The organism is Nocardia farcinica (genome assembly GCF_001182745.1).
Taxonomy (GTDB): domain Bacteria; phylum Actinomycetota; class Actinomycetes; order Mycobacteriales; family Mycobacteriaceae; genus Nocardia; species Nocardia farcinica.
Genome location: NZ_LN868939.1, coordinates 991,213 through 1,015,589, shown reverse-complemented (window position 1 = coordinate 1,015,589; position 24,377 = coordinate 991,213). Strand labels below are relative to the sequence as shown.

General features: G+C 72.2%; 14 protein-coding genes. 7 read left to right on the top strand and 7 right to left on the bottom strand.

The window, feature by feature from the left end:
- Positions 1-119 precede the first annotated feature (119 nt).
- From AMO33_RS21640 to AMO33_RS21630, 3 genes are read right to left on the bottom strand one after another with little or no spacing between them, the layout of a single operon-like run.
- Entirely contained in the window at positions 120-1,640 is a 1,521-nt protein-coding gene (locus AMO33_RS21640; RefSeq protein ID WP_060594055.1) for a dynamin family protein, read from the bottom strand.
- A 14-nt stretch (positions 1,641-1,654) separates the two neighbouring features.
- Positions 1,655-3,550 carry a dynamin family protein gene (locus AMO33_RS21635; RefSeq protein WP_060594054.1) on the bottom strand — a complete coding sequence of 632 codons (1,896 nt, stop codon included), beginning with the start codon at positions 3,548-3,550 and terminating at the stop codon, positions 1,655-1,657.
- A gap of 43 nt (positions 3,551-3,593) precedes the next feature.
- On the bottom strand, positions 3,594-6,722 hold the full coding sequence (locus AMO33_RS21630) for an IniB N-terminal domain-containing protein (protein WP_060594053.1): 3,129 nt from the start codon (positions 6,720-6,722) through the stop codon (positions 3,594-3,596).
- A gap of 293 nt (positions 6,723-7,015) precedes the next feature.
- Between AMO33_RS21630 and AMO33_RS21625 the strand changes: the two genes are divergently transcribed.
- The 6 genes from AMO33_RS21625 (at position 7,016) to AMO33_RS21600 (ending at position 16,458) form a co-directional block, all read left to right on the top strand.
- Positions 7,016-8,863, top strand: coding sequence for an Hsp70 family protein (locus tag AMO33_RS21625; RefSeq protein ID WP_060594052.1), 1,848 nt, complete (start codon positions 7,016-7,018; stop codon positions 8,861-8,863).
- On the top strand, positions 8,856-11,360 hold the full coding sequence (locus AMO33_RS21620) for a LuxR C-terminal-related transcriptional regulator (protein WP_060595087.1): 2,505 nt from the start codon (positions 8,856-8,858) through the stop codon (positions 11,358-11,360). Before AMO33_RS21625 ends, AMO33_RS21620 begins: the two co-directional genes overlap by 8 nt.
- Before the next feature lie 41 nt (positions 11,361-11,401).
- Positions 11,402-12,517, top strand: a complete 1,116-nt coding sequence (locus tag AMO33_RS21615) for a hypothetical protein (RefSeq protein WP_220276149.1) — start codon at positions 11,402-11,404, stop codon at positions 12,515-12,517.
- Between the two features lie 172 nt (positions 12,518-12,689).
- Positions 12,690-14,045 (top strand): S1 family peptidase, encoded by a 1,356-nt coding sequence (locus tag AMO33_RS21610; protein ID WP_060594050.1) that lies wholly within the window; start codon positions 12,690-12,692, stop codon positions 14,043-14,045.
- A gap of 55 nt (positions 14,046-14,100) precedes the next feature.
- Positions 14,101-15,429: a S1 family peptidase gene (locus AMO33_RS21605; protein WP_060594049.1), complete on the top strand. Its 1,329-nt coding sequence runs from the start codon at positions 14,101-14,103 to the stop codon at positions 15,427-15,429.
- Positions 15,430-15,576: 147 nt separating this feature from the next.
- Positions 15,577-16,458: an NRDE family protein gene (locus AMO33_RS21600; RefSeq protein WP_060594048.1), complete on the top strand. Its 882-nt coding sequence runs from the start codon at positions 15,577-15,579 to the stop codon at positions 16,456-16,458.
- 62 nt (positions 16,459-16,520) lie between these two features.
- Here the strand turns inward: AMO33_RS21600 and AMO33_RS21595 are convergent, their stop codons facing one another.
- Positions 16,521-17,285, bottom strand: coding sequence for a hypothetical protein (locus AMO33_RS21595; protein WP_307584323.1), 765 nt, complete (start codon positions 17,283-17,285; stop codon positions 16,521-16,523).
- Positions 17,286-17,708: 423 nt separating this feature from the next.
- Here AMO33_RS21595 and AMO33_RS21590 point away from each other — a divergent pair, with 423 nt between their 5' ends.
- Positions 17,709-20,963 carry a (Fe-S)-binding protein gene (locus tag AMO33_RS21590; RefSeq protein ID WP_060594047.1) on the top strand — a complete coding sequence of 1,085 codons (3,255 nt, stop codon included), beginning with the start codon at positions 17,709-17,711 and terminating at the stop codon, positions 20,961-20,963.
- Positions 20,964-21,233: 270 nt separating this feature from the next.
- Here AMO33_RS21590 and AMO33_RS21585 read toward each other — a convergent pair whose 3' ends face one another.
- The 3 genes from AMO33_RS21585 to AMO33_RS21575 all read right to left on the bottom strand — a co-directional run bounded on the left by AMO33_RS21585 (position 21,234) and on the right by AMO33_RS21575 (position 24,282).
- Entirely contained in the window at positions 21,234-22,376 is a 1,143-nt protein-coding gene (locus AMO33_RS21585; RefSeq protein ID WP_060594046.1) for an acyl-CoA dehydrogenase family protein, read from the bottom strand.
- The gene (locus tag AMO33_RS21580) at positions 22,376-23,605 is read right to left on the bottom strand and encodes an acyl-CoA dehydrogenase family protein (protein ID WP_011211956.1); all 1,230 of its coding nucleotides are present in this window, start codon (positions 23,603-23,605) and stop codon (positions 22,376-22,378) included. The genes AMO33_RS21585 and AMO33_RS21580 overlap by 1 nt, the downstream gene beginning before the upstream one ends.
- A 140-nt stretch (positions 23,606-23,745) precedes the next feature.
- Positions 23,746-24,282: a YdcF family protein gene (locus tag AMO33_RS21575; protein ID WP_011211957.1), complete on the bottom strand. Its 537-nt coding sequence runs from the start codon at positions 24,280-24,282 to the stop codon at positions 23,746-23,748.
- Positions 24,283-24,377 lie beyond the last annotated feature (95 nt).

Sequence of the window (24,377 nt, the reverse complement as noted above, 5' to 3'; positions counted from 1 at the left end):
GGGCGTCAACCTCAAGTTGAGCCCGACACACTCAATGTTGTCGATCGACTCAACCACTGGCCTGGGGGGTTCTATTCCGGGATGCGGAAAAATTCTCTCCGGGGTTCGCCGACCCCGGCTCAGCGGCCCGGCGGGAGCAGCGGCAGGACGCCCTCGGCGCTGCGGGCGGCGATCTGGCAGGCCGACCGGGTGAGCTGGTCGGCCAGCGGATGCCTGGCCCGCTCGCGCCACTTGCGCACGAGTTCCGCGGCGCGAGCGCGCGCCACCGGGGCAGGCGCGTCCGCCGGCAGGCCGAGGCGCAGGTGCGGAGCGACCCCGGCGCCGCCGATGAGGCGGTGCAGTTCGGCGAGGTCGTCGGGCGGTAGCGGCAGCTCGTCGGTGCGCAGGCGGCCGAGCAGGCGCAGTTCGGCGAAACCGTGCACGTCGGCGAGCAGGGTGCGCACCCGTGGCAGCAGCACGTCGGCGCGGGTGCCGGGGTAGGTGGCGAGCACCCGCGCGAGCGCGGTCAGCGCGGAATGCGCCTTCAGCTGGTCGGCGCGCTGGGCGAACTGCACGTCCAGCACCGCGCGCAGTTCGTCGACACCGCTGCGCGCGGCCAGCTCGGCCGCCAGCGACGCCGAATCGCGCACGCCGAGGCGGATCAGCGTGACCGCCATCCTGATGCCGAACATGCCGAACCGCTCGGCCAGCTGGGCACGCAGTTCCGGCGGCACCGGCAACGCGATGTCGGGGCGGGCGAACCGGTCGGCCGACAACATCGCCGCGCTCAATTCCTCCACCGGGATTCCGGCCAGTGCCTGGAAGGCGGCGAACTCCTGCTGCCGCAGCGTGGCCGCCGCGAAGGCCAGCAACCCCGCGACCGGGATCACCGCCTGGCACAGGCCGGTGCGCTCCAGTTCGGTGGCGAAGCGGGCGGCCACGTCGCGGGCCGAGTGCAGTGCGTCGATGCGGCCCGCGCCGATCTCGTCCGCGCGCGAGACCACGCCCACCACGCCCAGCGGCCCGGCCGCGCCGCGGTCGCCCGCGCCCACCCGTTCCAGGAAATCGATGTCGGTGGCGTCGAGGCGGCGCAACAGGTAGACGACGGCGTCGGCGCCGGGGACGGACAGATCGTCGGCGCGCCCCTCGTCGGCGCCCGGCGTCAGCAGCCGGGCGGTGCGGCGGGACACCTCACGGGAGAGCGAGGAGGTGCCGGGGGTGTCGATGATGGTGGTGCTCGCCAGCGCGGCGGCCGGCCACTCCACCTCGAGATGATCGACCTCGCGGGGGCCGGGCGCGTTCCAGGCCAGCCCCGACAGGTCGAAGGTGAGGCCGTGCGCGCCACCGCCGCGGCGGACCACCACGTTCGCGGTGGCGCCGTCGGCGGCGTAGGCGGTGACACTGGGGGTGGTGCCGTTGCGGTACCAGGTGACCACGCGGGTGCACTCGGTCGCGTCGGTCGGGGCGATGTCCTGGCCGACCAGTGAGTTCAACAGTGTCGACTTGCCCGCCTTCAGCGAACCCGCCAGCGCCACCCGCAACGGCTGATCCAGCCGGCGGGCGCAGTCGGCCAGCAGGGCGCGCGGGCGCGGCTGATCGGCGAAGGACTGCCGGGCGGCGCCGATCAGGCGATGTGCCTCGCCGACGATTCCCGGCGCCATCGGTGTGTCGGTTCTCACCCGGCAACCGTACCGGCGCCCTCCACGGCGGCGGGCGCTGTCCCGGCGGTGCTCGTGTTCTTCTGCTCGGTGGTCTTCTGCTCGGTGGTCAACTGTTCGGCGTAGCGACGCAGCTGGGCGACCACGCGCAGTTGCCGTTCGAGCACCTCACAGCGTTCGGTGCGCCGGGCGGTGGCCATGGTGGCGGCCTCCTGGGCGGCGCGTAGCGAGTCGTCGATCGAGCGCAGGCTGCGTTCGGCGACCCCGCTGTAGTGGTCGCGCAGCGCCCGGTGGATGCGGTGCAGGCGGTCCTTGGACTCCTTGCCCGCGTGGAAGGCCACGTCGTCGACGAAGCGGCGGATCGCGGTCTTGGCCTCGGCGCGGCGGCGGGCCAGGCGCGCCTGCTTGTCGTCGCGGAACGCCTTGCCGCCCACCAGGACACCGGCGCCGAGCGAGAGCGGGTTGAACATGGCCAAACCGGCGAAGGTACTGGCCAGGCCGACCATCAGCACGCCACCGTAGGAGCCGCGCATGCCCACCAGCAGCTTGCTGCCCAGGCCGATGTCGGGCTCCAGCTCGCCGAGGGTGGCGACCGGTGCGCGGCTCTCCCCGTCCAAACCGGCACGCACGTCCGGCAATTCGACTGCACCGACGTGCGAGAAGTGCTCGGCCACCCGCTCGGCCAGCTCCACCGCCCGTTTGTGCGTCCACAGCAGGTTGTCGCCGAGCGCGCTGTCCACGGTCATGGTCAGCCACTCGGCGATGCGGTCCCAGTGCCTGCCGGGGTCGTGGTCGTCGATCCACTCCTCCCCTTCCCGGGTGATCCCGCGCAGCCGATCCCGCAGATCGTGGTCGACGTCGCCGGCCAGGTCGGTGATGCCGTCGGCCAGCGTCTGCTGCCAGGCGGCCGTGCGGCGGTGCAGGTCCTCCGCGGCCGTCTTGGCCGACTGGAGTTCCCGGATCGCCGTCGCGCCCTGATCGGGATCGCGCAGGGCGAGCAGCTCGCTGCCCAGCGCGAGCGCGAGATGTTCGGCGGCGGCGTGGATGTCGCGGGCCACCGCCTCGCGGACCGCGGCCTGATCGCGCGCCACCACCTGCTCGCGCAGGAAACGGAACAGCTCGCCGTAGCCGGACTCCAGGCCGAGCTGGGCGTCCTTGGTGCGCATGGCATGTGCGCGCAGCAGCGCGGAGACCGGAAGGATCGGCACCGACAGCCCGGCCCGCTCCAGATGACCCAGATCCGCCCGGTGCACCTGACGCCAGTGCGGGTACAGGTCGGTCTTGGTGAGCATCAGCGCAACCGTCGGGCACAGCTCGCGCACCTGACGCAGGAAGCCCAGCTCGGGCTCGGTCAGCTCGGTGGAGGCGTCCGACACCACCAGCACGGCGTCCGCGGCGGGCACCATGCTCAGCACGGTCGCCGCGCCCGCGCTCGCCTGACCACCGACGCCCGGGGTGTCCACCAGCACGATGCCGTCGGCGAGCAGGGGATTCGGCAGTTCGATCTCCAGCCGCAGCACGCGGCGGCCCTCGGCGAGCGGAGTGCGCTCGTCCACGGTGGCCAGCTGGTCGAGCGGAACCGCCACCCGCGTCTCCGGGCCGCCGCCGCGCGGATCGGTCAGCACCAGTTCGGCTTTCGCCTGCGGACCGTGGGCGAGGACGGTCGCGACCGTGGTCGTGGTGTCGTCGCCGACCGGGCAGATCTCGGCGTTCATCAGCGCGTTGACGAAACGGCTCTTGCCCTGGCCGAGCAGGCCCGCCACCACGATGCGCCGCCGCGGGTCGCGGACCCGGGCGGCCGCCGCCTCCAGGCGGCCCACCAGGTCGGTGCGACCCGCGGCGCGTGCCACGGCGATGGTTTCACCCAGTACCGACAGCAGCGGTACGGCCGGAGTCTGTGCTGGTGTCACCATCGCGCGTGTCGACCTCGCTGATTCTGTTGCTCGTGCCGGGAAATCAGTTCAGGAATCCGTCGCCGGTCAGGTCGGTCGACCCAGCGGCCTCGGCGCCCGATTCTGCCGTGCCGAACAGCGAGGACTCGCCGGAACCGGTGATCCCGCTGTCCAGGCCCGACCCGAACGCGCTCGACACGTCCACCGTCGACCAGGTGTTCGCGGTGCTCGCGGCCGTGGAGCCGAAGCTGCCACCCAGCTCGCCGGTGGTGCCCAGCGCCGAGCCCGCGGTGGACTCGAGGCCGGCGCCCACCGAGCCGGTGGTGTCGGCGGCGCCGGTGAGGCTGCCGTCGAGAGCGCCGGTGAGGCCCGAACCCGCCGCGAACCCGCCACCGAGTCCGGATTCCAGGCCGGAGCCGAATTCGCCCGCGCCCGAGAGGGTTCCATCGAGGGCGCCGGTGAGGCCGGTCTCCAGGCCCGTGGTGGTGTCGGCGACGCCGGACAGGCCGGTTTCCAGACCCGCCGTGGCGCCGGTGACACCCGACAGACCGGTTTCCAGACCCGCCGTGACGCCGGTGACACCCGACAGACCGGTTTCCAGACCCGCCGTAGCACCGGTGACACCCGACAGGCCCGCTGCCAACCCGCCGGTGAGACCGGCACCGGCATCGGTCGCGGCGCCCAGGCCGGATTCCAGGCCGCCGGTCAGGCCCGCGGTCAGTCCGGCGGCGGCATCGGCCGCACCACCCAGACCGGCTTCCAGGCCCGCCGCCGTTTCGGCGGTGCCGTCCAGAGCGCCGGTCAGACCGCCGCTCGCGTCGACCACGCCGCCGAGACCGGTCTCCAGACCCGCGCCTGCGTCTCCGCCGAGCACGCCGCCGATCGCGGCGGTCAGCCCACCGTCGACACCGGAGACCAGCTCACCGTCCACCAGGCCGTCCAACCCCGCCGCCAGGTCCGCGCCACCGTCGAGCGCACCACCCAGTTCGGTCGACAGTTCGCCGCCCGCACCGAGCGCCGCCCCCAGCCCGGCCGACAGGCTCGACTCCAACCCACCGACGGCCTGCCCACCGGCGTTCACGGCACCGGAAAGCCCGCCCGCGACACCGGAAGCCGCGTCCACCGCACCGTCGAGGCCACCGAACAACCCGCCTTCCAGCCCGGCGGCCACGTCACCACCGGCCGCCACGGCACCCTCGAGCCCGGCCGCCAGACCCGTGCCCGCCTCGACAGCACCACCCACCGCACCACCGACACCGGCAGCCGCACCGGCCCCCGCCTCGACAGCACCCCCGAGGGCACCTTCCAGACCGGCACCGGCACCCACCGCACCATCGACCGCGCCCTCCAGACCCGTGGTCAGGCCCGCACCCGCGTCGACCGCACCGCCGAGGGCTCCCTCGAGGCCGGTCGTGAGACCCGCGCCCGCACCGAGCGCACCGTCCACGGCGCCGTTCAGGCCGGAGGTCAGATCGGCGCCGGCTGCCACCACGCCGTCGAGAGCACCGCCCACGCCGGCACCGGCGCCCAGCGCACCGTCGACCGCACCGTCGAGGCCCGCGGCCAGATCCGTCCCGGCGTTGATGGCACCTGCCAGCCCGGCGCTGGCACCGCCGACCGCGCCGGCCGCGCCGTCGAGTCCGGCCGCCAGGCCCGCGCCCGCTTCCGCGGCGCCGCCGAGGGCACCCTCGAGCGATCCACCGAGACCGGCGCCCGCACCCACGGCACCCTCGAGACCGCCGCCGACACCGGCGGCGGCGTCCACGGCGCCGTCGAGCGCGCCACCGATACCCGCACCAAGCCCCACGCCCGCGTCGACAGCGCCGTCGAGGGCACCGCCGATTCCGGCAACCGCGTCCACCGCACCGTCCACGGCGCCACCCAATCCCGCACCGGCATCCACAGCGCCATCCACAGCACCACCGATTCCGGCCACCGCGCCGAGCGCACCATCGACCGCACCGCCGACGCCCGCACCCGCGTCGACCACACCGTCGAGCGCGCCACCGATTCCGGTCACCGCGCCGAGAGCCCCGCCGACGCCCGCGTCCACAACACCGTCCAAGCCACCACCGACACCGGCGACAGCGTCCACGGCGCCACCCACAGCACCACCGAGACCCGCACCGGCCTCCACCGCCCCATCCAGAGCACCACCGACACCGGCAACCGCGTCCACGGCGCCACCCACAGCACCACCGAGACCCGCACCGGCCTCCACCGCCCCGTCGACGGCGCCACCGACGCCCGCGACAGCATCTACGGCGCCGCCCACGGCAGCCCCGAGCCCGGCACCAGCTTCGACCACACCGTCGAGCGCACCGCCCAGACCAGCGCCCGCGTCCACCACGCCGTCCAGGCTGCCCGCGAGGCCACCGCCGAGGCCGGCGACGCCGCCGAGCGCCCCGCCCAGACCGGCCGTCACGTCCGTGACCCCTTCCAGCGCACCCTCGAGGCCCGCACCCAGCCCCGCGCCGACGCCGGCAACGGCATCCACCGCGCCCTCCAGCCCCGCACCGACCCCTGCACCCACACCGGCAACGGCATCCAGCGCGCCCTCCAGCCCCGCACCGACGCCCGCGCCCACACCGGCGACCGCATCCACTGCGCCACCGATCCCGGCACCCAGCCCGGCACCGACACCGGCGACCGCGTCGATCGCGCCTTCCAGTCCGGCGCCGACGCCTCCGACGACACCGAGGCCCGCGCCGAGCCCGGCGCCCAGTCCGGCACCGAGGTCCACCCCGGCGTCGATGGCGCCTTCGAGTCCGGTGCCGATGCCCGCGGCGAGGTCGATGCCCGCGTCGATGGCGGTGTCGATGCCGAGGTCGATGTCACCGCCCAGGCCGAGGTCGATGCTGCCTCCGGCCCCGGCGCCGAGATCGAGTCCGAGATCGGCGGCCACGTCGGCGGCGGCGTCGATGCCGGCGCTCGCGGCGGCACCGATGACGGCGGCGGCCGCGGCACCCGCGGTGGCCGAACCGCCGGCCGCGACGATCGCCGACAGCTGGGAGCCACCGGTCACCAGGGCCGACTCGGCGACCATCGGTGCGACGGCCGCGATGTCCTCGGGGGTGACCTCGCACAGGCCTGCGGCGGCCAGCGCGCCCTGCGGGTTGGCGCAGTACCCCGCCGCGGCTTCGCGGTCGCGCAGCAGGCTGAGGATGAACTCGAGAATCGCGTTGGGGGTCATCGAGAATCGTCTCCTGAGGATGGGCGGACCTCAGTGATCCGCACTCGTTGGAATGCATTTCACGCTAGGTAGCCAGGCTGTTACTCCGAAACGGGGACGCCCCCCAACATCCCCCGCGCCGTCCCGTTAGGGGACGGGTGGGCATTAGGGGAATTTCCCCACGAACGCCCCGAGGGGGTAACGGCGGCTATCCGGCAACCGACAGAGGTGTCAGGTCGGCCGGGCCCCTCGGTTCCGCACCATCGGTCAGCACAGCGGTCCCACGGACCACACAGTTTCCGAAGAGGTTCCCCATGACAGAGCTTCTGGCGCTCGGCATCACCGTCGGCGCGTCCAATGCGGTCGCGGTCGCCACGGCGGGGGAGGTCGCCGATGTCGACGCAGGCCCCGTGTCGGGCGGTGCGGTCACGGCGCATCCCAGCGCGCTGCGCCTGAGCCGGGAAGCGGCGCCCGCCTTCGCGGGTTCGAGCCGCGGTCGGCATTCCGACGACGTGGTGCTCGAGGGCTTTCTACCCCGCGTCGGCGATCCGGTGGACATCCTGGCCGAGGACGGTTCGGCGCACGCGGCACAGGATCTGGTGGCCACCGCGATCGGCTGCCTGATCGACGAGGTGAGCGCCGCCACCGGCGCCCGCCCGGGCGCCGTGGTGGCCTGCCATCCCGCGTGGTGGTCGTTGCACACCGTCGAGGTGCAGCGCGCGGCGCTGGAGGCGGCCGGGCTGGGCGAGGTCACGCTGGTGCCCGAGCCCGCGGCGGCCGCCCGCTGGCTGGAGGCCGCGCAGGGACCGCTGGGCGAGGGCGCGATCGTGGTGTTGGATCTGGGCGCCACCGGCGCGACCGCTTCGGTGGTCCGCACCGGCGCCCACACCGCGGTGCTGGCATCGCTGCGCTCGACCGAGATCGGCGGCGACGAATTCGATCTGCTGACCATGCGTTACGTGCTGGCAAATGCGCTCGGCGGCGCGGACTTCGATCCGTTCGATCCGGTCACCGAGCGGAGGCTGGCAATTTTGCGAGAGAGTTGCCGAGAAGCGAAGGAATCGCTTTCCAGAAATACGGCGACGGTCGTTCCGGTCGCTCTCGACGGCCCGCAGGACCAGGTGCGGCTGGTGCGCGACGAGCTCGAGGACCTGCTGCGCGGCCCCCTGCTCTCCTGCCTCGACCTGATCCGCGACGCGGTGCACCGGGCGGGCATCGACCTGCACGATGTGGGCCGGGTCCTGCTGACCGGTGGCGGCGGCGCGATCCCCCTGGTCGCCGAACTGGTCTCCACCGAGTTCGGGCTGCCGGTGCCCGCGGCGCCCGAGCCCGCGCACACCAGCGCCCGCGGCGCCGCGGCGCTGGCCGCCGATCTGCTCGCCAGCGAGGTCGACACGGTGCCCGCCGCGATCGCCGAGGCGGACACCCCGACCGAGGAGTTCAGCGTGGTGGACCGGGCGGCCGCGACCGGTCTCGCCGCCGATGCGCCGGTCCTACCCCGTGCCGACAAGCCGCGCAGGCTCAGCGGCAGGCAGCGCGGCGCCGTCATCGGCAGCGCGGTCGCGGTGCTGGCCCTGCTGGCCACCGGCACTCTCGCCTACACCACGATGCCCACCGGCACCGATTCCCCGGCCTCCACCCAGCAGTCCACCACGGTGGCGGGCACCGGCGGTGCCGCGCCCGCGGGCAGCGGCGGGACCGGAGCCGCGAACGTGCCCGCGGCAGACCCGGGGGCCGCGACCCCCGGCGGATCGAATCCCGTTCCCGGACAGCCCGGTTCGTCCCCCACCGGCGGCGTGCCCGCACCCGGCACCGCCGCGGCGAACGGCGCCCCGACCGCCGGGGCACCGGCACCGGGCGACACCGCCGTCCAGCCCCAGCCGGGCCAACCCGCCCCCGCGCCCGCACCGGCCCCCGCGCCGGCTCCGGCCCCCGCCCCGTCGCCCGGCGGCGGCTACACCCCGCCGCCCGCACCCGCCCCACCGACCGGTGGCGGTGTCGGTGACACCCTCGGCGGCGTCGGCGAGGGCGTCGGCGGCGTGGTCGGTGGCGTCGGCGAGGGCGTGGGCGGGGTCGTCGGCGGCGTCGGGGAGGGCGTCGGCGGTGTGGTGGGCGGCCTGGGCGAGGGCGTCGGCGGGGTCCTCGGAGGCCTCGGTGGTTGAGATCGCCTTCGACACGCTGCCGTGCGCGCGCGACCTGCTGCGTGAGCTCGACACCGTCGACCAGGAGCCGATCATCTACCTGATCCGGGGCCGATCCGGCACCGGCAAGTCGACGATGCTGACCCTGATCCGGTCGCGGCTGAAAGCCAGGGGCATCCCCTTCCGCGACCACGCCACGGCCACCGACGACACGTCCGCGGCCCTGATCGTCGACAACGCCACCACCCTGTCCGCCACCGAACTCGATGCTCTCTGCGCCGCCGTCGACAGTGGCGCGCGCACCGTGGTGGTGGCGACCCAACCGCGCCCGCACGATCAGCGGCTACGCGCGCTCACCGACGCGGTCGCGCGCCGCGGCCGGGTCCTCGACCTGCGCCCGCTCGGCACCGCCGACATCCTGCCGTTCGCCCGCGAGCTGGGGATGATGGTGCCGCGCCCGGTGGCCCAGCACATCCATCAGCAGACCGGCGGCATCCGCGGCGGTGTGGTCGCCGCGCTCACCGCCGCCTGCTCGGCCCGCCTCGACGCGGGCATCCGTGCCGTCGACGAGGCCGTCGCGGGCTGGGCGCGCGCCCAGTTGGAGGATTTGGACCCGGACCTGCTGGAGACGCTGGCCGTCGCCACCACCGGCACCGGTCTGGACGCCAGCGAACTCACCGACGTGCTCGGCGTCGAACCCGACGCCGCCCACGCCCTCATCGACCGGGCCCGCGCGAGCGCCCTGATCACCGACGCCGACCTGCTGCTCGAACCGGCCGTCGCGCCGTTGCGGACCATGCTCGGCGATCGCCGGTTCGTGGCCGTGCAGCGCCGTCTGCTCAACGCCCGGCTCGAGGCCGGGCTGCTGCGCGACCACACCGCGCTGATGCTGGCCGAATCCGGCGTCCGCGACACCCGGCTGGCCGAATTCCTCGCCGCGGCAGCCGAACACAACGGCACCGACGCCGTGCGCTACTACGCCGCCGCGGCCGCGGCCGGCGCGCAGGTCGACACCATCGGCCTGCGCTGGGCCGAGGCCGCCGCCCGCGCGGGTGACGGCGACACCGCCATGCGGCTGGCCGAACCGGTGCTCGCGCGTCCCGGCGTCGGCGTCGGTGAGCTCGCCACGGTCGTGCGGATCTGCGCGGGCGTGCTGACCCGGCGCGGACTCGTCGGACGGGCCGCGCAGTTGTACCGCTGGCTGGGCGCGCATCGCGTCGGCGCGGACTGGTCCGTGGGCGCGACGGTACTGGCGCTGGCGGGCGACCTCGACGGCGCGCGGGAACTCTCGGCCACCGCCGAGCAATGGCCGCCCACGGAAGCAGGCGAGCACACCAGGGCGATCGCGTGCGCTCTCGAAGACAGCTTGCGCGGCACCGAATCCGGCACCGCCGCCGCGATCGCCGCGCTGATCCAGACGGCCCACGGCGACGCCACCATCGACCGCTTCCTGCCCTGCACCGCTGTGGGCCCCGCGACGCTGCTGTGCCTGAGCACCGGGCAGCCGCGCCGCGCGGGCGATGCCATCCGCCGCGCGAACGCCGCAGGCCTGCGCTCGCCGCACCTGTCGGTGCTCACCGCGTGGACCGCCATGCTCGGCGGCGACGAGCAGGCCGCGGCGACCACCCTCGCCGCCCTCGACCTGGCGACCCTGGACCGGCGCGATCGGCTGCTCGCCCACGGCGCCGCGGTCGGCCTGGCCCGCCGCGGCGGCGACCACGCGGCGCTCACGAAGGCCTGGCAGGCGGCCTATCCGATCTTCGACGAGGTCGACGCCGATCTGCTGACCGCGCTGCCGATCGGCGAGCTGTGGCTGGCGGGCATCCGGCTGCGCGACGAACGCCGCGTCCAGCCGCTGGTGGACGCGACCCTGGCGCTGCTGCGCCGCCTCGGCCAGCCGCCCGCCTGGGCCAACGCCTTCCACTGGTACGGGGTGCAGGCCGCCATCGCCCACGAGAGTCCCGACGAACTGCTGCCACCCGCCCGGCTGCTCAAGGACGCCGCCGAGGCGGGCGACCGGCACGCCGCCGTCCTCGCCGACGCGGGCCGCACCTGGGTGCTGGTGCTGCGCGGCGAGGTGGCCGCGCAACCGGTGACCACCGCCGTGGCGGGCCTGCGCGAACTCGGCCTGTTCTGGGACGCCGCGCGGCTGGCCAGCGAGGCCGCTCTGGCCGCCGCCGACTCGGCCACCGCGACCGCCCTGCTCAAGCTGGCCCGCACGGTCCGCGCCGAGGCGCGCCCGCCCGAGCCCGGCACCCCCGCCCCCGCCCCGCGCGCGCAGGCGCCGGACACCGCGCCCGCCGCGGAGCCGACCGCGGTCCTCAGCGATCGCGAGCGCGAGGTGGCCGAGTTGGTCCTGCTCGGCCTGACCTATCGCGAGATCGGCGCCCGGCTCTACATCTCGGCGAAGACGGTCGAGCACCACGTGGCCCGGATCCGGCGTCGGATCGGTGCCGGGTCCCGCTCGGAGTTATTGTCGATGCTCCGCGCCATGGGACACGGCTCACTGCTCGTGTGATCGCTCGGCGCGCGCCGATCTATGCCGAAGCGAGGAATGTGATGGCCACAGGGGTGGGCCTGCGAATCGCCGACGACGGCTGCACCGCCGCGGTCGTCACCGACGGTGGCGACCTGCACTACGTCGAGCGCGACTGTGTGCTGCACATGTCCGACGACGGCGACACCGTGCTGGGCGGCGAGGCTCCCGAAGGCCATTCGCACTCGATCACCGGCTTCGTCGCGAAGGTCGGCGACCCGGCCGGCATCCCGGTCGACGACGGCGAGGCCTACCGCGCCGAGGACCTGGTCGCCACCGCGCTGTTCTGCCTGATCAACCTCACTACCGAGCACCTCAGCGGGGCCGCCGAGTTCTACGCCACCCATCCGGGCACCTGGCCCGCACCGCTGGTGCAGGCCCTGCGCGAGGCGCTGGACTATCTCGGGTTGCGGTCGGTGGTGCTGGTCAGCGAGGCCGACCTGCCCGCGGTCGACACCGCCGAACCGGGCAAGGCCTTCGCCTACGACGCCGCCCGCGCGGCACTGGCCGCGGTGCTGTCCACGCCCGCGGGCGCCGCACCGCCCGATCCGGGATCGGCGGAGAACTCCACGGTGGTCACCGACGTGATCCCCGCGGTGCCCGCCCCGCAACCCACACCGCAGGCGTATTCGGCCGCGATGCCCGCCGCCGACGCCGCACCGCCCGCCCCCGCCGCCACCGAGGTGATGGCCGGACCGCAGACCGTCGCGGCGCCGCCGACCGCCGCCACCGCCGCGCCCACCCCGAGCAGACGGATCCCGATACTGATCGCCGCGGCGGCGTTGATCGGGTTGGCACTCGGCGGTGTCGGCGTCGCGCTGCTGTTCCGGGGCGAGGACTCCCCCGCCCCGCCGACCCTGCCCGACGCCAGGTCCGACACCTCGACGACCGTGGTGGCCCCGCCACCCCCGCCGACCACGCAGCCGCCGGTCACCCTCGTGCCCGCCCCGGCGCCCGCACCGCCCCCGGCACCGGAACCGGAACCGGCGACACCCGAACCGACCCCGGAGCCGACCACCGCGCCGCCGGTCACCACCACCCCGGAACCGACCACCACGACCCGGAGCAAGCCGACCACGACCACCCGGCGCAACCCCTTCGTGCCGTTCGACCCCGAGGACTGGCGGCAGGACCGCTGAGACAGTTCACTGAACACCGACCGGGGTTCGTGCCTTAGAGTGTGTCGCTGACCGTTGTAGTCGCCGTCACGCCGACTCCCGGTCGAGCTGGACCACGACTGTGCGCCAACGGATTCGCCGCCGCTGGGGCACGGATTCACCTGGCACGCCCGCGTGCCGACGAAGGGACTTCATGCGCAAGTTGGTGGCGCGTCGCGCCGCGGTCACGGCAGCTTCCCTCGGAGTCGCCGCGACCGTTCTCCTGGCCCCCTTGTCCGGCACCGCGACCGCGGACCCCGTTCCGGGGCAGCTCAGCGCCGACAGCCTGCCCGCCGAACTCGTCGAAGCCATCGCGCGGGATCTGAAGATGACCCCGACCGAGTACCTCGATCGCGCCGCCCGCGCCCAGCAGTTGCGCGACTACGCCCAGGACTTCCGCGCCGAACGGCCGGACGACTTCGCCGGGGCGTGGATGGGTGCCGACGGCAAGCCGGTCGTCGCGGTCACCTCGGCCGACGCCGCCCGGATCGCGGCCGCCGACGGCTACCAGACCCACCTGGCGCCGGTCTCGGCCGACAGCCTGGAGAGCTCGCTGACCCAGCTCGCCCACTGGATGAACTCGCTGCCGCGCGAACTGTCGCAGGCGGTCAACTCGGTGGCCATCGACTTCTTGAACAGCCAGCTGATCGTCAGCGTCGCCAACACCCCGGCCGGGCACATGCTGAACCTGCCGACCCTGATCGCCAACATCAAGGTCATCCTCTCCCCCGACAGCGGCGGCCCGGTGGAACGGCGGCCGATGGGCGGCGACACCTACATCAGCGCACCCACCAGCCTGCAGGACGAGTCGCTGCGCGGCGTCGACGTCTGCTCGTTCGGGTTCAACAGCGTCGACGCGGCGGGCAACGCGCTCAACATCAGCGCGGGCCACTGCGACCCCAACATCGACAAATCCGACGAGCGGGCCTCGGTGTACCTGCCCAACGTCCAGGACATCGCGAACAGCCCCGAGCTGGGCTCCTTCGTGCGCGCCGAGCTCGGCGGGCCGAGCGCGCTGGACTACTCGGTCATCCAGCTCAACGAGCGGGCCGTGCGCGGCGGCATGGACCGGCCGATCGTGCGCGGCGCCAACGGCACCACCCTCACCATCACCGGTGTCGCCGACCCGATCACCGGGGCGCCCGTCTGCAAGTCCGGCCAGTCCTCCACCTTCACCTGCGGCTTCGTGGTCGCCGACCGGGTGGAGACCCAGCTGTACACGGCCAACGGCGAGAGCCGGACCATCCGCGGTTTCGCCAGCTCGGCCTGCACCCTCGGCGGTGACAGCGGCGGCGCGATCGTGTCGGGCACGCTGGCGCTCGGCATCACCAGCGGCTCCAACGCCGCCGACGCCCCCAACTGCAACGAGGCCAATGTCGCGCTCGCACCCTACGGCGGCACGGCCACCCTCGGCATCCCGATCCGCGCCATCCTCGCCGATATCGACGCGACCTCGGGCGGCGGTGTCGGCAGCGGAATCCAGGTGCGCACGGGCGGGCACGCCGGCTGAAAGCAGACCATCCGGTTGAGTGGGAATACCGGCCCGAACCCCATATAGTCTGGTCATGCTCCTGCCACGGATAGGTCGATCCAGACCAGCTGCGCGACAGACCCGGTTCCGCAAGTCGGTGATCGCCGCCTCGGCGGCGATTCTGCTGTTCGGCCCGACAGCGGCCGTGGCGAACGCCGAGCCCGCGCCCGCCACCGATCTGCCCGCGCAGCTGGTGGAGGCGCTGAACCGGGACCTGAAGCTCTCGCCCGAGGAATACCTGCGCCGCGCCGACCTGGCCCAGCAGGTCGCGGCCTTCGCGACCACCGCGCAGCGGCAGTACCCGCAGGTGTTCGGTGGGTCGTGGCTGGACGACGCGGGCAAGGCGATCGTCGCGCTGGCGCAGGGCCCCGGCGCCGAGGAGGCCCGTGCGGCCGCCGAATCCGCCGGGTTCGAGGTTCGCAACGTCGCCAAGAGCGAGGCGACCCTGCGCGGGGAGAAGACCGCGTTCGAGCGCTGGCTGGAGACCCAGCCCGAAGCGGTGTCGGCGCTGATCCGTGGCGTGGTGATCGACACCGTCAACAACAGCATCGCCGTGCGGGTCGACCAGCCCGGCGTGCCGATGCCCAGCTTCGTCGACCCCTCGCGGGTCATCGTGATGACGCCGCCCGCGGCGGGCGAGCCGGTGCCCCAGGCGGGCGCGATCGCCGACGAACTCGCCCGCGGCGAACTCGCGGGTGGTGACGGCTACACCTCCGTCGGTGGCGAGGGTCAGCTGCGCTGCTCCTTCGGCTTCAACGGCACCGACCGTTCCGGCGCGGTGGTGAACATCTCCGCCGGTCACTGCAACCCCGACGTCGCCTCGGCGGGCACCCCGAACGCCGCGGCCGTGCACGAGCTGCTGTCCGGCGAGCGCAACGGCGGCCGCCTCGGCGTGTTCCAGAAGTCGGTGCTCGGCTCGCAGGACTACTCGATCATCAAGATCGACGACGCGGTGACCGGCCGCTTCGCCAACAACGTCGTGCGGGTGCCCGGTGCGGCGCCGGTGCGCATCGAGGGCGTGGCCACCCCGGTGGTCGGCGCCCCGGTCTGCAAGTCCGGCTCGCGCACCGGGTTCAGCTGCGGCATCGTCAACGCCGTCGACCAGACCGTGCAGGTCGGCGAGCGGGAACTCACCCAGAGCTTCTCCGCCAACATCTGCGCGCTGCCCGGCGACAGCGGTGGCCCGATCGTGACCGGCCGGATGGCGCTGGGCATCTCCAGCGCCTCGTCGGTGGCCGACTACCCGATGTGCGCGATCCCCAACCTGATCGGCGCCCTCACCGGCAACGCGCCGCAGCTGTTCGCGCAGCCGGTCAGCGTGGTGCTCTCGGACAACCCGGGGCTGCGCATCCGCACCACCTAGGAGTCCGGCCGACAGGAGCCCGGAAAGGCCGCCCGCGTTCGCGCGGGCGGCCTTTCCGCTGTCCCGGGCCGCCCATGCACTGCCACTGGCCCCGCGGCCGGGGTGGAACCGATTCCGGGGCCGCGAGCGGTCCGGCATCCTGGGAGCATGTGTTTGGTGTTGCTCGGTTGGCGTGCCCATCCGGACTATCGGTTGATCGTGGCGGCCAACCGCGACGAGTTCTACACCCGTCCCGCCGAACCTGCCCGCTGGTGGCCGGAGGTGCCCGGCCTCCTCGCCGGGCGCGATCTGGGCGCCGAGCGCCGCGAGCCCGGCGCTCCCCCCGGCACCTGGCTCGGCCTGGCCGCGATCGGCCCGCACAGCCGCTTCGCCGCCGTCACCAATGTGCGCAACCCCGACGACCAGCGGGCCGATGCCCGCTCCCGCGGCGCGCTGCTGATGGACTTCCTGCGCGGCGCGAGCGACCGTGCGCCCGAGCCCGACTTCCCCGGCCCCGCCCGCTATCTGGCCGAGGTCGCCGCCGCCCCCGACGACTACAACGGCTACAACGTGCTCGTCTCCGACCTGAGCACACTGTGGTGGCACTCCAACCGCAGTACCCGGCCACCGCACGAGTTGACACCCGGCTTCCACGGCCTGTCCAACGGCACCTTCGTCACCTCGGCAGGCCCCGGCCCGGACGCCGAACTCGTTGCGCCGCAGCCCGTCTGGCCCAAGGTCGGCAACGGTCTCACCGAACTGCGCAAGGTGGTCGAATCCGATCCGGGCGCTGTCGACCGCTACTTCGACATCCTCGCCGACCGCACCGAGGCGCCCGACGACCTGCTGCCGCACACCGGCGTCCCGCTGGCGATGGAACGGGCGCTCTCGGCCCGTTTCATCGCCAACGACCAGCACGGCACCCGCGCGAGCACCGTCCTGCTCGTCCGCGAGGACGGCAGCTTCGACATGGTCGAGCGATCCTTCACCACCTTCGGCCGCCCACTGGGCGCGGTGTCGTTCACCGGCCGAATGGTCTTGGCCGACTGAGGAATCCCGAAACGACGAACGGCCCGCTCCGAAGAGCGGGCCGTTCGCGGGAATCGGGGCGACTACTTGGTCGCCTGCGCCTCCTTGGGCTTGTCGGCCCACTGCGTGGTGCCCTCGGGCGCCTGCAGGGTGTTGATCAGCTCGATGCCCGCGGCGACCAGGGTCGGTCCGCCGACGGCGACGGTGCCGAGAATGCCACCGACGCTCGCGCCGGTGATCAGGCCCGGCAGGCAGCCCGCCGGAATGGTCACGACGCAACCGATCACGGCGCCGATCGCGGTCCCGACGAAGCCGCCGATCGCGGTGCCGATGCCGAACTTGCTGGCGAAGTCGTTCTGCGCACGCTGGTTTTCGACGGCCGAAGCGACGGGCTTCACTGCGACCGGCTTGTCCAGGTTCAGGCCGGCGGGCTTCTCGGGAGTGATCTCGAGAACGGTGCCGTCGTTCTTCAGCTCCGGCTTCACCGGAATCTCGGTGCCGAGCACGTTGAACACGAGCGGCAGCTCGAGCACCGTGTTACCGCTGGCGTCCTTGATCTCGGCGACATCGATCGCCTCGGGCTTGGCGGCCTGGTCGGTTGCCGCGTCGACGGCCGCGCTGTCCTCTTCCTTCTCGACCAGCGAGAAGGTCCCCCCACGCAGCGTCGTGACGATCGTCTTGTCGACCAGCTTGACCGAGTAGTCGATGGGCTCGGGAGCCGCGGGCGCCGGTTCGGCGTGCACAGCGCCCGCACCCACAGTCATCGCGCCGATGACCAACGCAGCGGCAATGGCGCTTCTGCGGAGATTCAATTCAGTGTCCAATCCATCCTCGGGCTGTGTTCGCAATGGCCGTCGTCCCGCGCGAGAGCTCACTCGATCCGAAAGGTGGTCGGGCCCTTCGGATTCTCCCCGAGCAGCGTGAAGCCGGCACAGCAAACAGATCGCACGTGAGCGTAGCCGAACGCACGCGCGAATGCGATATTCCCCACGAAATCCCCGAGTAAGCCTGTCCTTACCACATGGTCCGCCAGCTCGCTGTTTTACGGTGAACAGCGTCCGAACTCGCAGCTGGAACAGCTCATAATGTGACATTCATCACAGGTCATTTCAGGGTCAAGTGCCTGCACGCGGGGTTTTGAGTCAACAACAGATCGTACGATGGACCGTACAAGTTACCGGTGGGTAACTTACCGGCGGTTACGATACGAGCCAACCGGTCGGCGCACGTCGGCCAGCTCGCTCGTGTTGCCTCTAAAGAAAGGTCGCGACATGAATGCCCTGACAGTGACGCTGGGCACGATTGGGGCGGCGCTCAGCCTCCTGTGTTGGGCGTCGTTCTTCGGCGGCGTCCGCGATATCGCCCGCACCATCATGGTGGGCCAACCGGCGCCGGACCGCTGGCGACCGATCGTCCCCCGTTTCAAGCAGATGGTCGTGGAGTTCCTCGCGCATACGCGGATGAACAAATTCCGGACCGTCGGCTGGGCCCACTGGCTGGTGATGATCGGCTTCATGGGCGGCGCGATCCTCTGGTTCGAGGCCTACGGCCAGACCTTCGATCCGGCCTTCCACTGGCCGATCATCGGCAACACGGCCGCCTACCACCTCTGGGACGAGATCCTCGGCATCGGCACCGTCGTCGGCATCCTGACGCTGATCTTCATCCGGCAGCGCAATCACCCGCGCGATCCCGAGCGCCTGTCCCGCTTCAGCGGATCGAAGTTCGGCCCGGCCTACGTCATCGAGACCATCGTGCTGCTCGAGGGCCTCGGCATGATCTTCGTCAAGGCGGGCAAGATCGCGACCTACGGTCACGCCAACGCGGCCACCGACTTCTTCACCATGCAGGTGGCCAAGCTGCTGCCCGCCAGCCCCACCCTGGTGTCGATCTTCGCCTTCATCAAGCTGATGTCCGGCATGGTGTTCCTGTACCTGGTCGGTCGCAACATCACCTGGGGTGTCGCCTGGCACCGTTTCTCGGCGTTCCCGAACATCTATTTCAAGCGGGAAGAGGACGGTGGAGTCGCGTTGGGCGCGGCGCGTCCGATGATGTCGAAGGGCAAGCCCGTCGACATGGAGACCGCCGATCCGGACACCGACACCTTCGGTGCGGGCAAGTTCGAGGACTTCACCTGGAAGGGCATTCTGGATTTCACGACCTGCACCGAGTGCGGTCGTTGCCAGTCGCAATGCCCGGCCTGGAACACCGGTAAGCCGCTCTCGCCCAAGCTGTTGATCATGTCGCTGCGTGATCACGGCTACGCCAAGGCGCCCTATCTGCTCGCCGGTGGCCGCAAGGACATGGGTGGCGACGAGATCGGCCTGGTCGACGCCGAGGGCAATCCCGACGAGGCCAAGCTGGCCAAGATCCCCGCGTCGGCGCGGGCGGAGGCCGAGCGGCCGCTGGTCGGTGACGCCGAGGCCAACGGCATCATCGATCCCGAGGTGTTGTGGAGCTGCACCACCTGTGGTGCGTGTGTGGAGCAGTGCCCGGTCGATATCGAGCACGTCGATCACATCATCGACATGCGCCGCTACCAGGTGCTGATCGAATCGGAGTTCCCCTCCGAGCTGGCTGGTCTGTTCAAGAACCTCGAGAACAAGGGCAACCCCTGGGGCCAGAACGCCAAGGACCGGCTGAACTGGATCAACGAGGTCGACTTCGACATCCCCGTCTACGGCCGGGACGCCGATTCCTTCGACGGCTACGAATATCTGTTCTGGGTCGGCTGCGCCGGCGCCTACGAGGACCGCGCCAAGAAGACCACCAAGGCCGTGGCCGAACTGCTGGCCGCCGCCGGGGTGAAGTTCATGGTGCTCGGCCAGGAGGAGACCTGCACCGGTGACTCAGCGCGCCGGGCGGGTAACGAATTCCTGTTCCAGCAGCTGGCCCAGCAGAACATCGAACTGCTGAACACGGTGTTCGAGGGCGTCGAGGACCGCAAGAAGAAGATCGTGGTCACCTGCGCGCACTGCTTCAACGCGCTCAACAACGAGTACCCGCAGGTCGGTGGCACCTACGAGGTGGTGCACCACACCCAGCTGCTCAACCGGCTGGTGCGGCAGAAGAAGCTGGTGCCGGTCGCGCCGGTGTCGCAGAACGTCACCTACCACGACCCCTGCTACCTGGGCCGGCACAACAAGGTCTACAACGCCCCGCGCGAACTGATGGCCGCCTCCGGCTCCACCCTGGTCGAGATGCCCCGCCACGGCGAGCGCTCGATGTGCTGTGGCGCCGGTGGTGCCCGCATGTGGATGGAAGAGCAGCTCGGCAAGCGGATCAACATCGACCGCGTGGACGAGGCGCTGTCGACCTCGCCGGCGAAGATCGCCACCGGCTGCCCGTTCTGCCGCGTCATGCTCAACGACGGCGTCACGGCTCGGCAGGAGAACGGCGAGGGTGAAGGCGTCGAGGTCGTCGACGTCGCTCAGCTGATGCTCGACGCCATCGAACGCGTGGAGCCGGCCAAGCTCAGCGAGAACCTGGTCGTCATCCAGGAACCCAAGACCGAGGCCGAACCCGAACCCGAGCCGGTCGCGCAGGCACCGGCCGCCGAGGCGGCGGCTCCGGCCGCGAAGGCCGCGCCGGCCGGTGGTGGCCTGGCGATGAAGGGTGGCGGCAAGGCACCCGGTGGCGGCGGTCTGGCCATGAAGGGCCCGGCCAAGGCACCCGGTGGCAAGGCAGCCGCGGCCGACGGCGAGGCCGCACCGGCCAAGGGTCTGGGCATGAAGGGCGGCGCCAAGGCGCCCGGCGGCGGTCTGGGCATGAAGGGCGGGGCGAAGGCACCCGGTGCCAAGACCTCCGAGCAGCCCGCCGAGTCGCCCGCGGAGGCGTCGACCGCGTCCGAGGCCGCGCCTGTCAAGGGCCTGGCCATGAAGGGCCCGGCCAAGGCACCGGGCGGGAAGGGTCTCGCGATGAAGGGCGCCGCCAAGGCGCCCGGCGCCAAGGCCGAATCGGCGCCCGCCGCCGACACCGCCGCAGGCGAGGCGGCCGAGGCTCCGGCCGCGCCTCCGGTCAAGGGGCTCGGCATGAAGGGCGGGGCGAAAGCCCCCGGTGGCAAGGGCCTGGCGATGAAGGGCGCGGCGAAGGCGCCCGGTGCGAAGGCGTCGGCTCCGGCCGCCGAATCCGCCCCGGCCGCCGAGAGCGCTCCGGAATCGACCACGGAGGCCGCCGCTGCCGAAGCGGCGTCGGCACCCGTCGAGACCAAGCCCTCCATCCCGGCCAAGGGCCTGGCCATGAAGTCCGGCTTCAAGCGCCCCGGCGCGAAGGCACCGGGCGCCAAGCCCGCCACGGCCCCGGCGGAAGCGGCTTCCGCCGAAGCCGCCGAACCGGGCCTGGCCGAGGAATCCGCTGCGCCGGAATCGCCGGCCGCCGAGACATCGGCCACTACGTCGGCCACGGAGTCGAACGGCAAGCCCGCCGAGTCCACCGACAACGGCGCCGACCGCCCGGCCCCGCCGACCGCCAAGCCCGGCGGCCTCGGCTTCAAGGCAGGCGCCAAGGCCCCCGGCCGCAAGAACTGACCCCAGCGGTCCACACGACGGCCCCGGATCGAGCTTCCGATCCGGGGCCGTTGCCCTTCTCTCACACCACTGTTCGGTCTCCTTCGGATGCCCCGGCATACACCGCTCGAGCAACACCCGTCCCGCCATCCGGCGACCCTTCGGCGCGTGGTCCACGAAGTACCACAAAGGCCGCCGCCGCACCGGGGCAGCCGAGGGCAAGGCGCGTGCCGGACAGGGATGCGCCTGTAGCCCGGAACCTGGGCGGTTCCGGGCTACAGGCGCGGGGTGCTACGGCCGGGTCAGGGCCGCGTATCGGGCGCGGTGGTGGTCCACGGTGCCGAATTCCCTTTCCAGCACGGTCAAGCGCTTGAAGTAGTGGCCGATGGCCAGCTCCTCGGTCATGCCCATGGCACCGTGCAGCTGGACGGCGTTCTGGCCGATGAAACGGGCCGCGCGGCCGACGGTGACCTTGGCGGCGGCGATGGCGCGGCTGCGTTCGGCGGGAGCGGCGGACAGGGCCGCGCCCGCAAGTTGGGCCGCGGCGGCGGCCTGTTCGAGTTCCATGTACATGTCGACCATGCGGTGTTGCAGGGCCTGGAAACTGCCGATCGGGACGCCGAACTGCTGGCGCTGCTTGCTGTAGGCGACGGTGTCGGTGAACACCTTGCGCAGGCAGCCGACGGCCTCGGCGCAGATCGCGGCCACGGCGGTGTCGACGGTGGGTTCGATCGCCGCCCAGGCATCGCCCTCGGCGCCGAGCAGGGCGGGGGCGGGCACCCGGTAGCCGGTGAAGACCAGATCCGCGGCCTGGCGGTCGTCGATGGTGCGGTACGGGTGGTATTCGACACCCGCGGGCGGGTGCTGCGGATCGAACGGCACGCAGAACAGCGAGATGCCGTCCCGGTCGCGGTGCTCGCCCGCGGTGCGCGCGGTGATGATCAGGTGCGTGGCCAGCGGCGCGCTGGTGACGACCACCTTCGTGCCGTCGAGCACCCAGCCGTCACCGTCGCGGCGGGCGGTGGTGCGCACATCGCAGAGGCTGTGCCCGGAGGTCGGCTCGGTGGCGGCGAAGGCGGTGCGCACCTCGCCCGCGACGATGCCGCGCAACAGATCCTCCGAACCGCCCGCCCGGTCGAGCAGGCCGGCGCCGATCACCACGGTGTCGACGAACGGTTCCACGACCAGGGCCCGGCCCAATTCCTCGGCGATGACGAGCAGTTCGGCCGCGCCGCCGCCCATGCCGTCGACCCGCTCGGGCAGGGTGGCGCCGAGAATGCCGAGTTCTTCGGCGAACCCGCGCCACACGGCGGGCTGCCAGCCCTCACCCGACTTCACCGCGGCGCGGCTCTTCTCGAGGTCGTACCGGGCGGCGAGGAAGCCGGCGACGGTGTCGCGCAGGAGCTGCTGCTCCTCGGTGAGTGTGAAGTCCATCAGAGCCCCAATGCTGCCTTGGCGAGGATGTTTCGCTGAATTTCGTTGCTGCCCGCGTAGATCGAGCCCGCACGGTCGTTGAAGTAGCGCAGCGGCGCGACCGCCTGCCACTCCGCGCCGCTGCGGTAACCGTCGGCGGGCGGGGTGTAGTGCGCGACGGGGCCGCCCGGCGCGGTGGCGTGCGGCTGATAGACCCGCCCCTGCGGGCCCGCCGCCTCGAGCACGAGCTCGGTGAGCTGCTGGCTCAGTTCGGTGGACAGGATCTTCAGCATCGAGGACGCGGGCCCGGGGTTCTTGCCCTGCGCCATCGCCGAGATGGTCCGGTACTCGAGCACCTCGAGCACCTCGGTCCGGATGCGCACATCGGCCAGGCGGGCGGCGAAGGCGGGGTCGTCGATGAGCGCACCGCCGTCCGGACCGGGCTGGCCGGCCGCGGACTGCGCGAGTTCCTGCGCCATGACCTGCAGCATCGGTGCCGCGGCACCGCCGCGTTCGTGCACCAGCAGGTATTTGGCGACGGTCCAGCCCTCGTCGATCGTGCCGAGCACATTGCTCTTGGGCACGCGCACGTTGTCGAAGAAGACCTGGTTCTGCACCTCCTCGCCGGAGGTCATCACCAGCGGGCGGATCTCGATGCCCGGGCTCGTCATGTCGATGAGCAGGAAGGTGATGCCCTCCTGCTTCTTGCCGGTGCGCGCGGTGCGCACCAGGCAGAAGATCCAGTTGGCCTCGGTGGCGTGGGTGGTCCAGATCTTGCTGCCGGTGCAGAGGAAGTCCTCGCCGTCGTCGACGGCGGCCATCGACAGCGAGGCCAGGTCCGAGCCCGCCTCCGGTTCGGAGTAGCCCTGGCAGAAGAAGATCTCGCCGGTGAGGATGCGCGGCAGGTAGTAGGCCTTCTGCTCGGGAGTGCCGTAGGCGATGATCGCGGGCGCGACCATCCTGATGCCCATCGGCGAGAGCGCCGGGGCACCGGCCAGGGTGCATTCGCGGCTGAAGATGTAGTGCTGGGTCAGGCTCCAGTCGCAGCCGCCGTACTCGACCGGCCAGTGCGGCGCGGCCCAGCCCCGCTCGTGCAGGATCCGCTGCCAGGCCATGCTGGCCTCGTGGTCGGGGTAGACGCTGGTCATCAGGCGCCCGGCCCGGCGGATCTCCGGGGTCAATTTCTCGTCGAGGAAGGCCCGCACCTCGTCCCGAAAGGCCAGGTCGGCCGCTGACCAGTTGAAATCCATCTGTCCTCCCGGCATGAGCCCTATTGGCCGACGGCCAACACGAGCCCAATCTAAGCCCCCGGCCAGCCGAAATCAAACTGATGCCACACGCCAGCAGTTAGGCGCGCACGCGCCCGCCGCCGGGCGCACCACGCGGCCGCTCAGCAGTCTTCGAAGAAGGCTTCCAGGTAGGCGGCGGATTGGTAGAGGTAGTCGTAGGCCCAGCGGGGAATCGAGAGGGCGGGGCGGGGATCGACGAAGAGGAGTTCGCCGTCCCAGCATTTGCCGATGATGTAGCGGGCACGGGAGATGTGCGGGGTGAAGGTGACGACGATGACGCGCTGCCAGCCCTCGGCGCGGGCGCGGCGCGCCAGTTCCCGGCCCTCCCCGCGGGTGGTGCGCGGGTCGGGGTCGAAGCAGATCACCTCGAAGCGGTAGCCGCCGTGACAGATGCGGTTCATCCGGGCGCTGTACTCGTACGGGTCGGAGAACAGCACGCGCGGTGCGTACCCGTCGCGGGCCAGCCGCAGGCCCAGTTCCTCGCGCCCGTCGTGGGCGCCGCCGAGCACCAGGATCGCGTCGGCGGGCGCGGGCGCGTCGGTCCGCGGCCGCACGTACACCGGCCACAGCGCCGCCACCGCGACGGCGAGCACGACCAGCACGCCACCGAGCACCACGACGAAACGACGATTCCGCATCGCTGCGATGCTAAGCCGCGCCGTCCCCCGAGTATCGGCCTTCGCCGGGGCGACACCGCCCTGAACTGGTTGTTTCCGCCTGTACATCCAATGTT

Excerpts from the sequence above, each read along its gene's own strand:
- AMO33_RS21640 (WP_060594055.1), bottom strand. The coding sequence starts at position 1,640 with ATGGCGCCGGGAATCGTCGGCGAGGCACATCGCCTGATCGGCGCCGCC.
- AMO33_RS21635 (WP_060594054.1), bottom strand. The coding sequence starts at position 3,550 with ATGGTGACACCAGCACAGACTCCGGCCGTACCGCTGCTGTCGGTACTG.
- AMO33_RS21630 (WP_060594053.1), bottom strand. The coding sequence starts at position 6,722 with ATGACCCCCAACGCGATTCTCGAGTTCATCCTCAGCCTGCTGCGCGAC.
- AMO33_RS21625 (WP_060594052.1), top strand. The coding sequence starts at position 7,016 with ATGACAGAGCTTCTGGCGCTCGGCATCACCGTCGGCGCGTCCAATGCG.
- AMO33_RS21615 (WP_220276149.1), top strand. The coding sequence starts at position 11,402 with ATGGCCACAGGGGTGGGCCTGCGAATCGCCGACGACGGCTGCACCGCC.
- AMO33_RS21610 (WP_060594050.1), top strand. The coding sequence starts at position 12,690 with ATGCGCAAGTTGGTGGCGCGTCGCGCCGCGGTCACGGCAGCTTCCCTC.
- AMO33_RS21605 (WP_060594049.1), top strand. The coding sequence starts at position 14,101 with ATGCTCCTGCCACGGATAGGTCGATCCAGACCAGCTGCGCGACAGACC.
- AMO33_RS21600 (WP_060594048.1), top strand. The coding sequence starts at position 15,577 with ATGTGTTTGGTGTTGCTCGGTTGGCGTGCCCATCCGGACTATCGGTTG.
- AMO33_RS21590 (WP_060594047.1), top strand. The coding sequence starts at position 17,709 with ATGAATGCCCTGACAGTGACGCTGGGCACGATTGGGGCGGCGCTCAGC.
- AMO33_RS21585 (WP_060594046.1), bottom strand. The coding sequence starts at position 22,376 with ATGGACTTCACACTCACCGAGGAGCAGCAGCTCCTGCGCGACACCGTC.
- AMO33_RS21580 (WP_011211956.1), bottom strand. The coding sequence starts at position 23,605 with ATGGATTTCAACTGGTCAGCGGCCGACCTGGCCTTTCGGGACGAGGTG.
- AMO33_RS21575 (WP_011211957.1), bottom strand. The coding sequence starts at position 24,282 with ATGCGGAATCGTCGTTTCGTCGTGGTGCTCGGTGGCGTGCTGGTCGTG.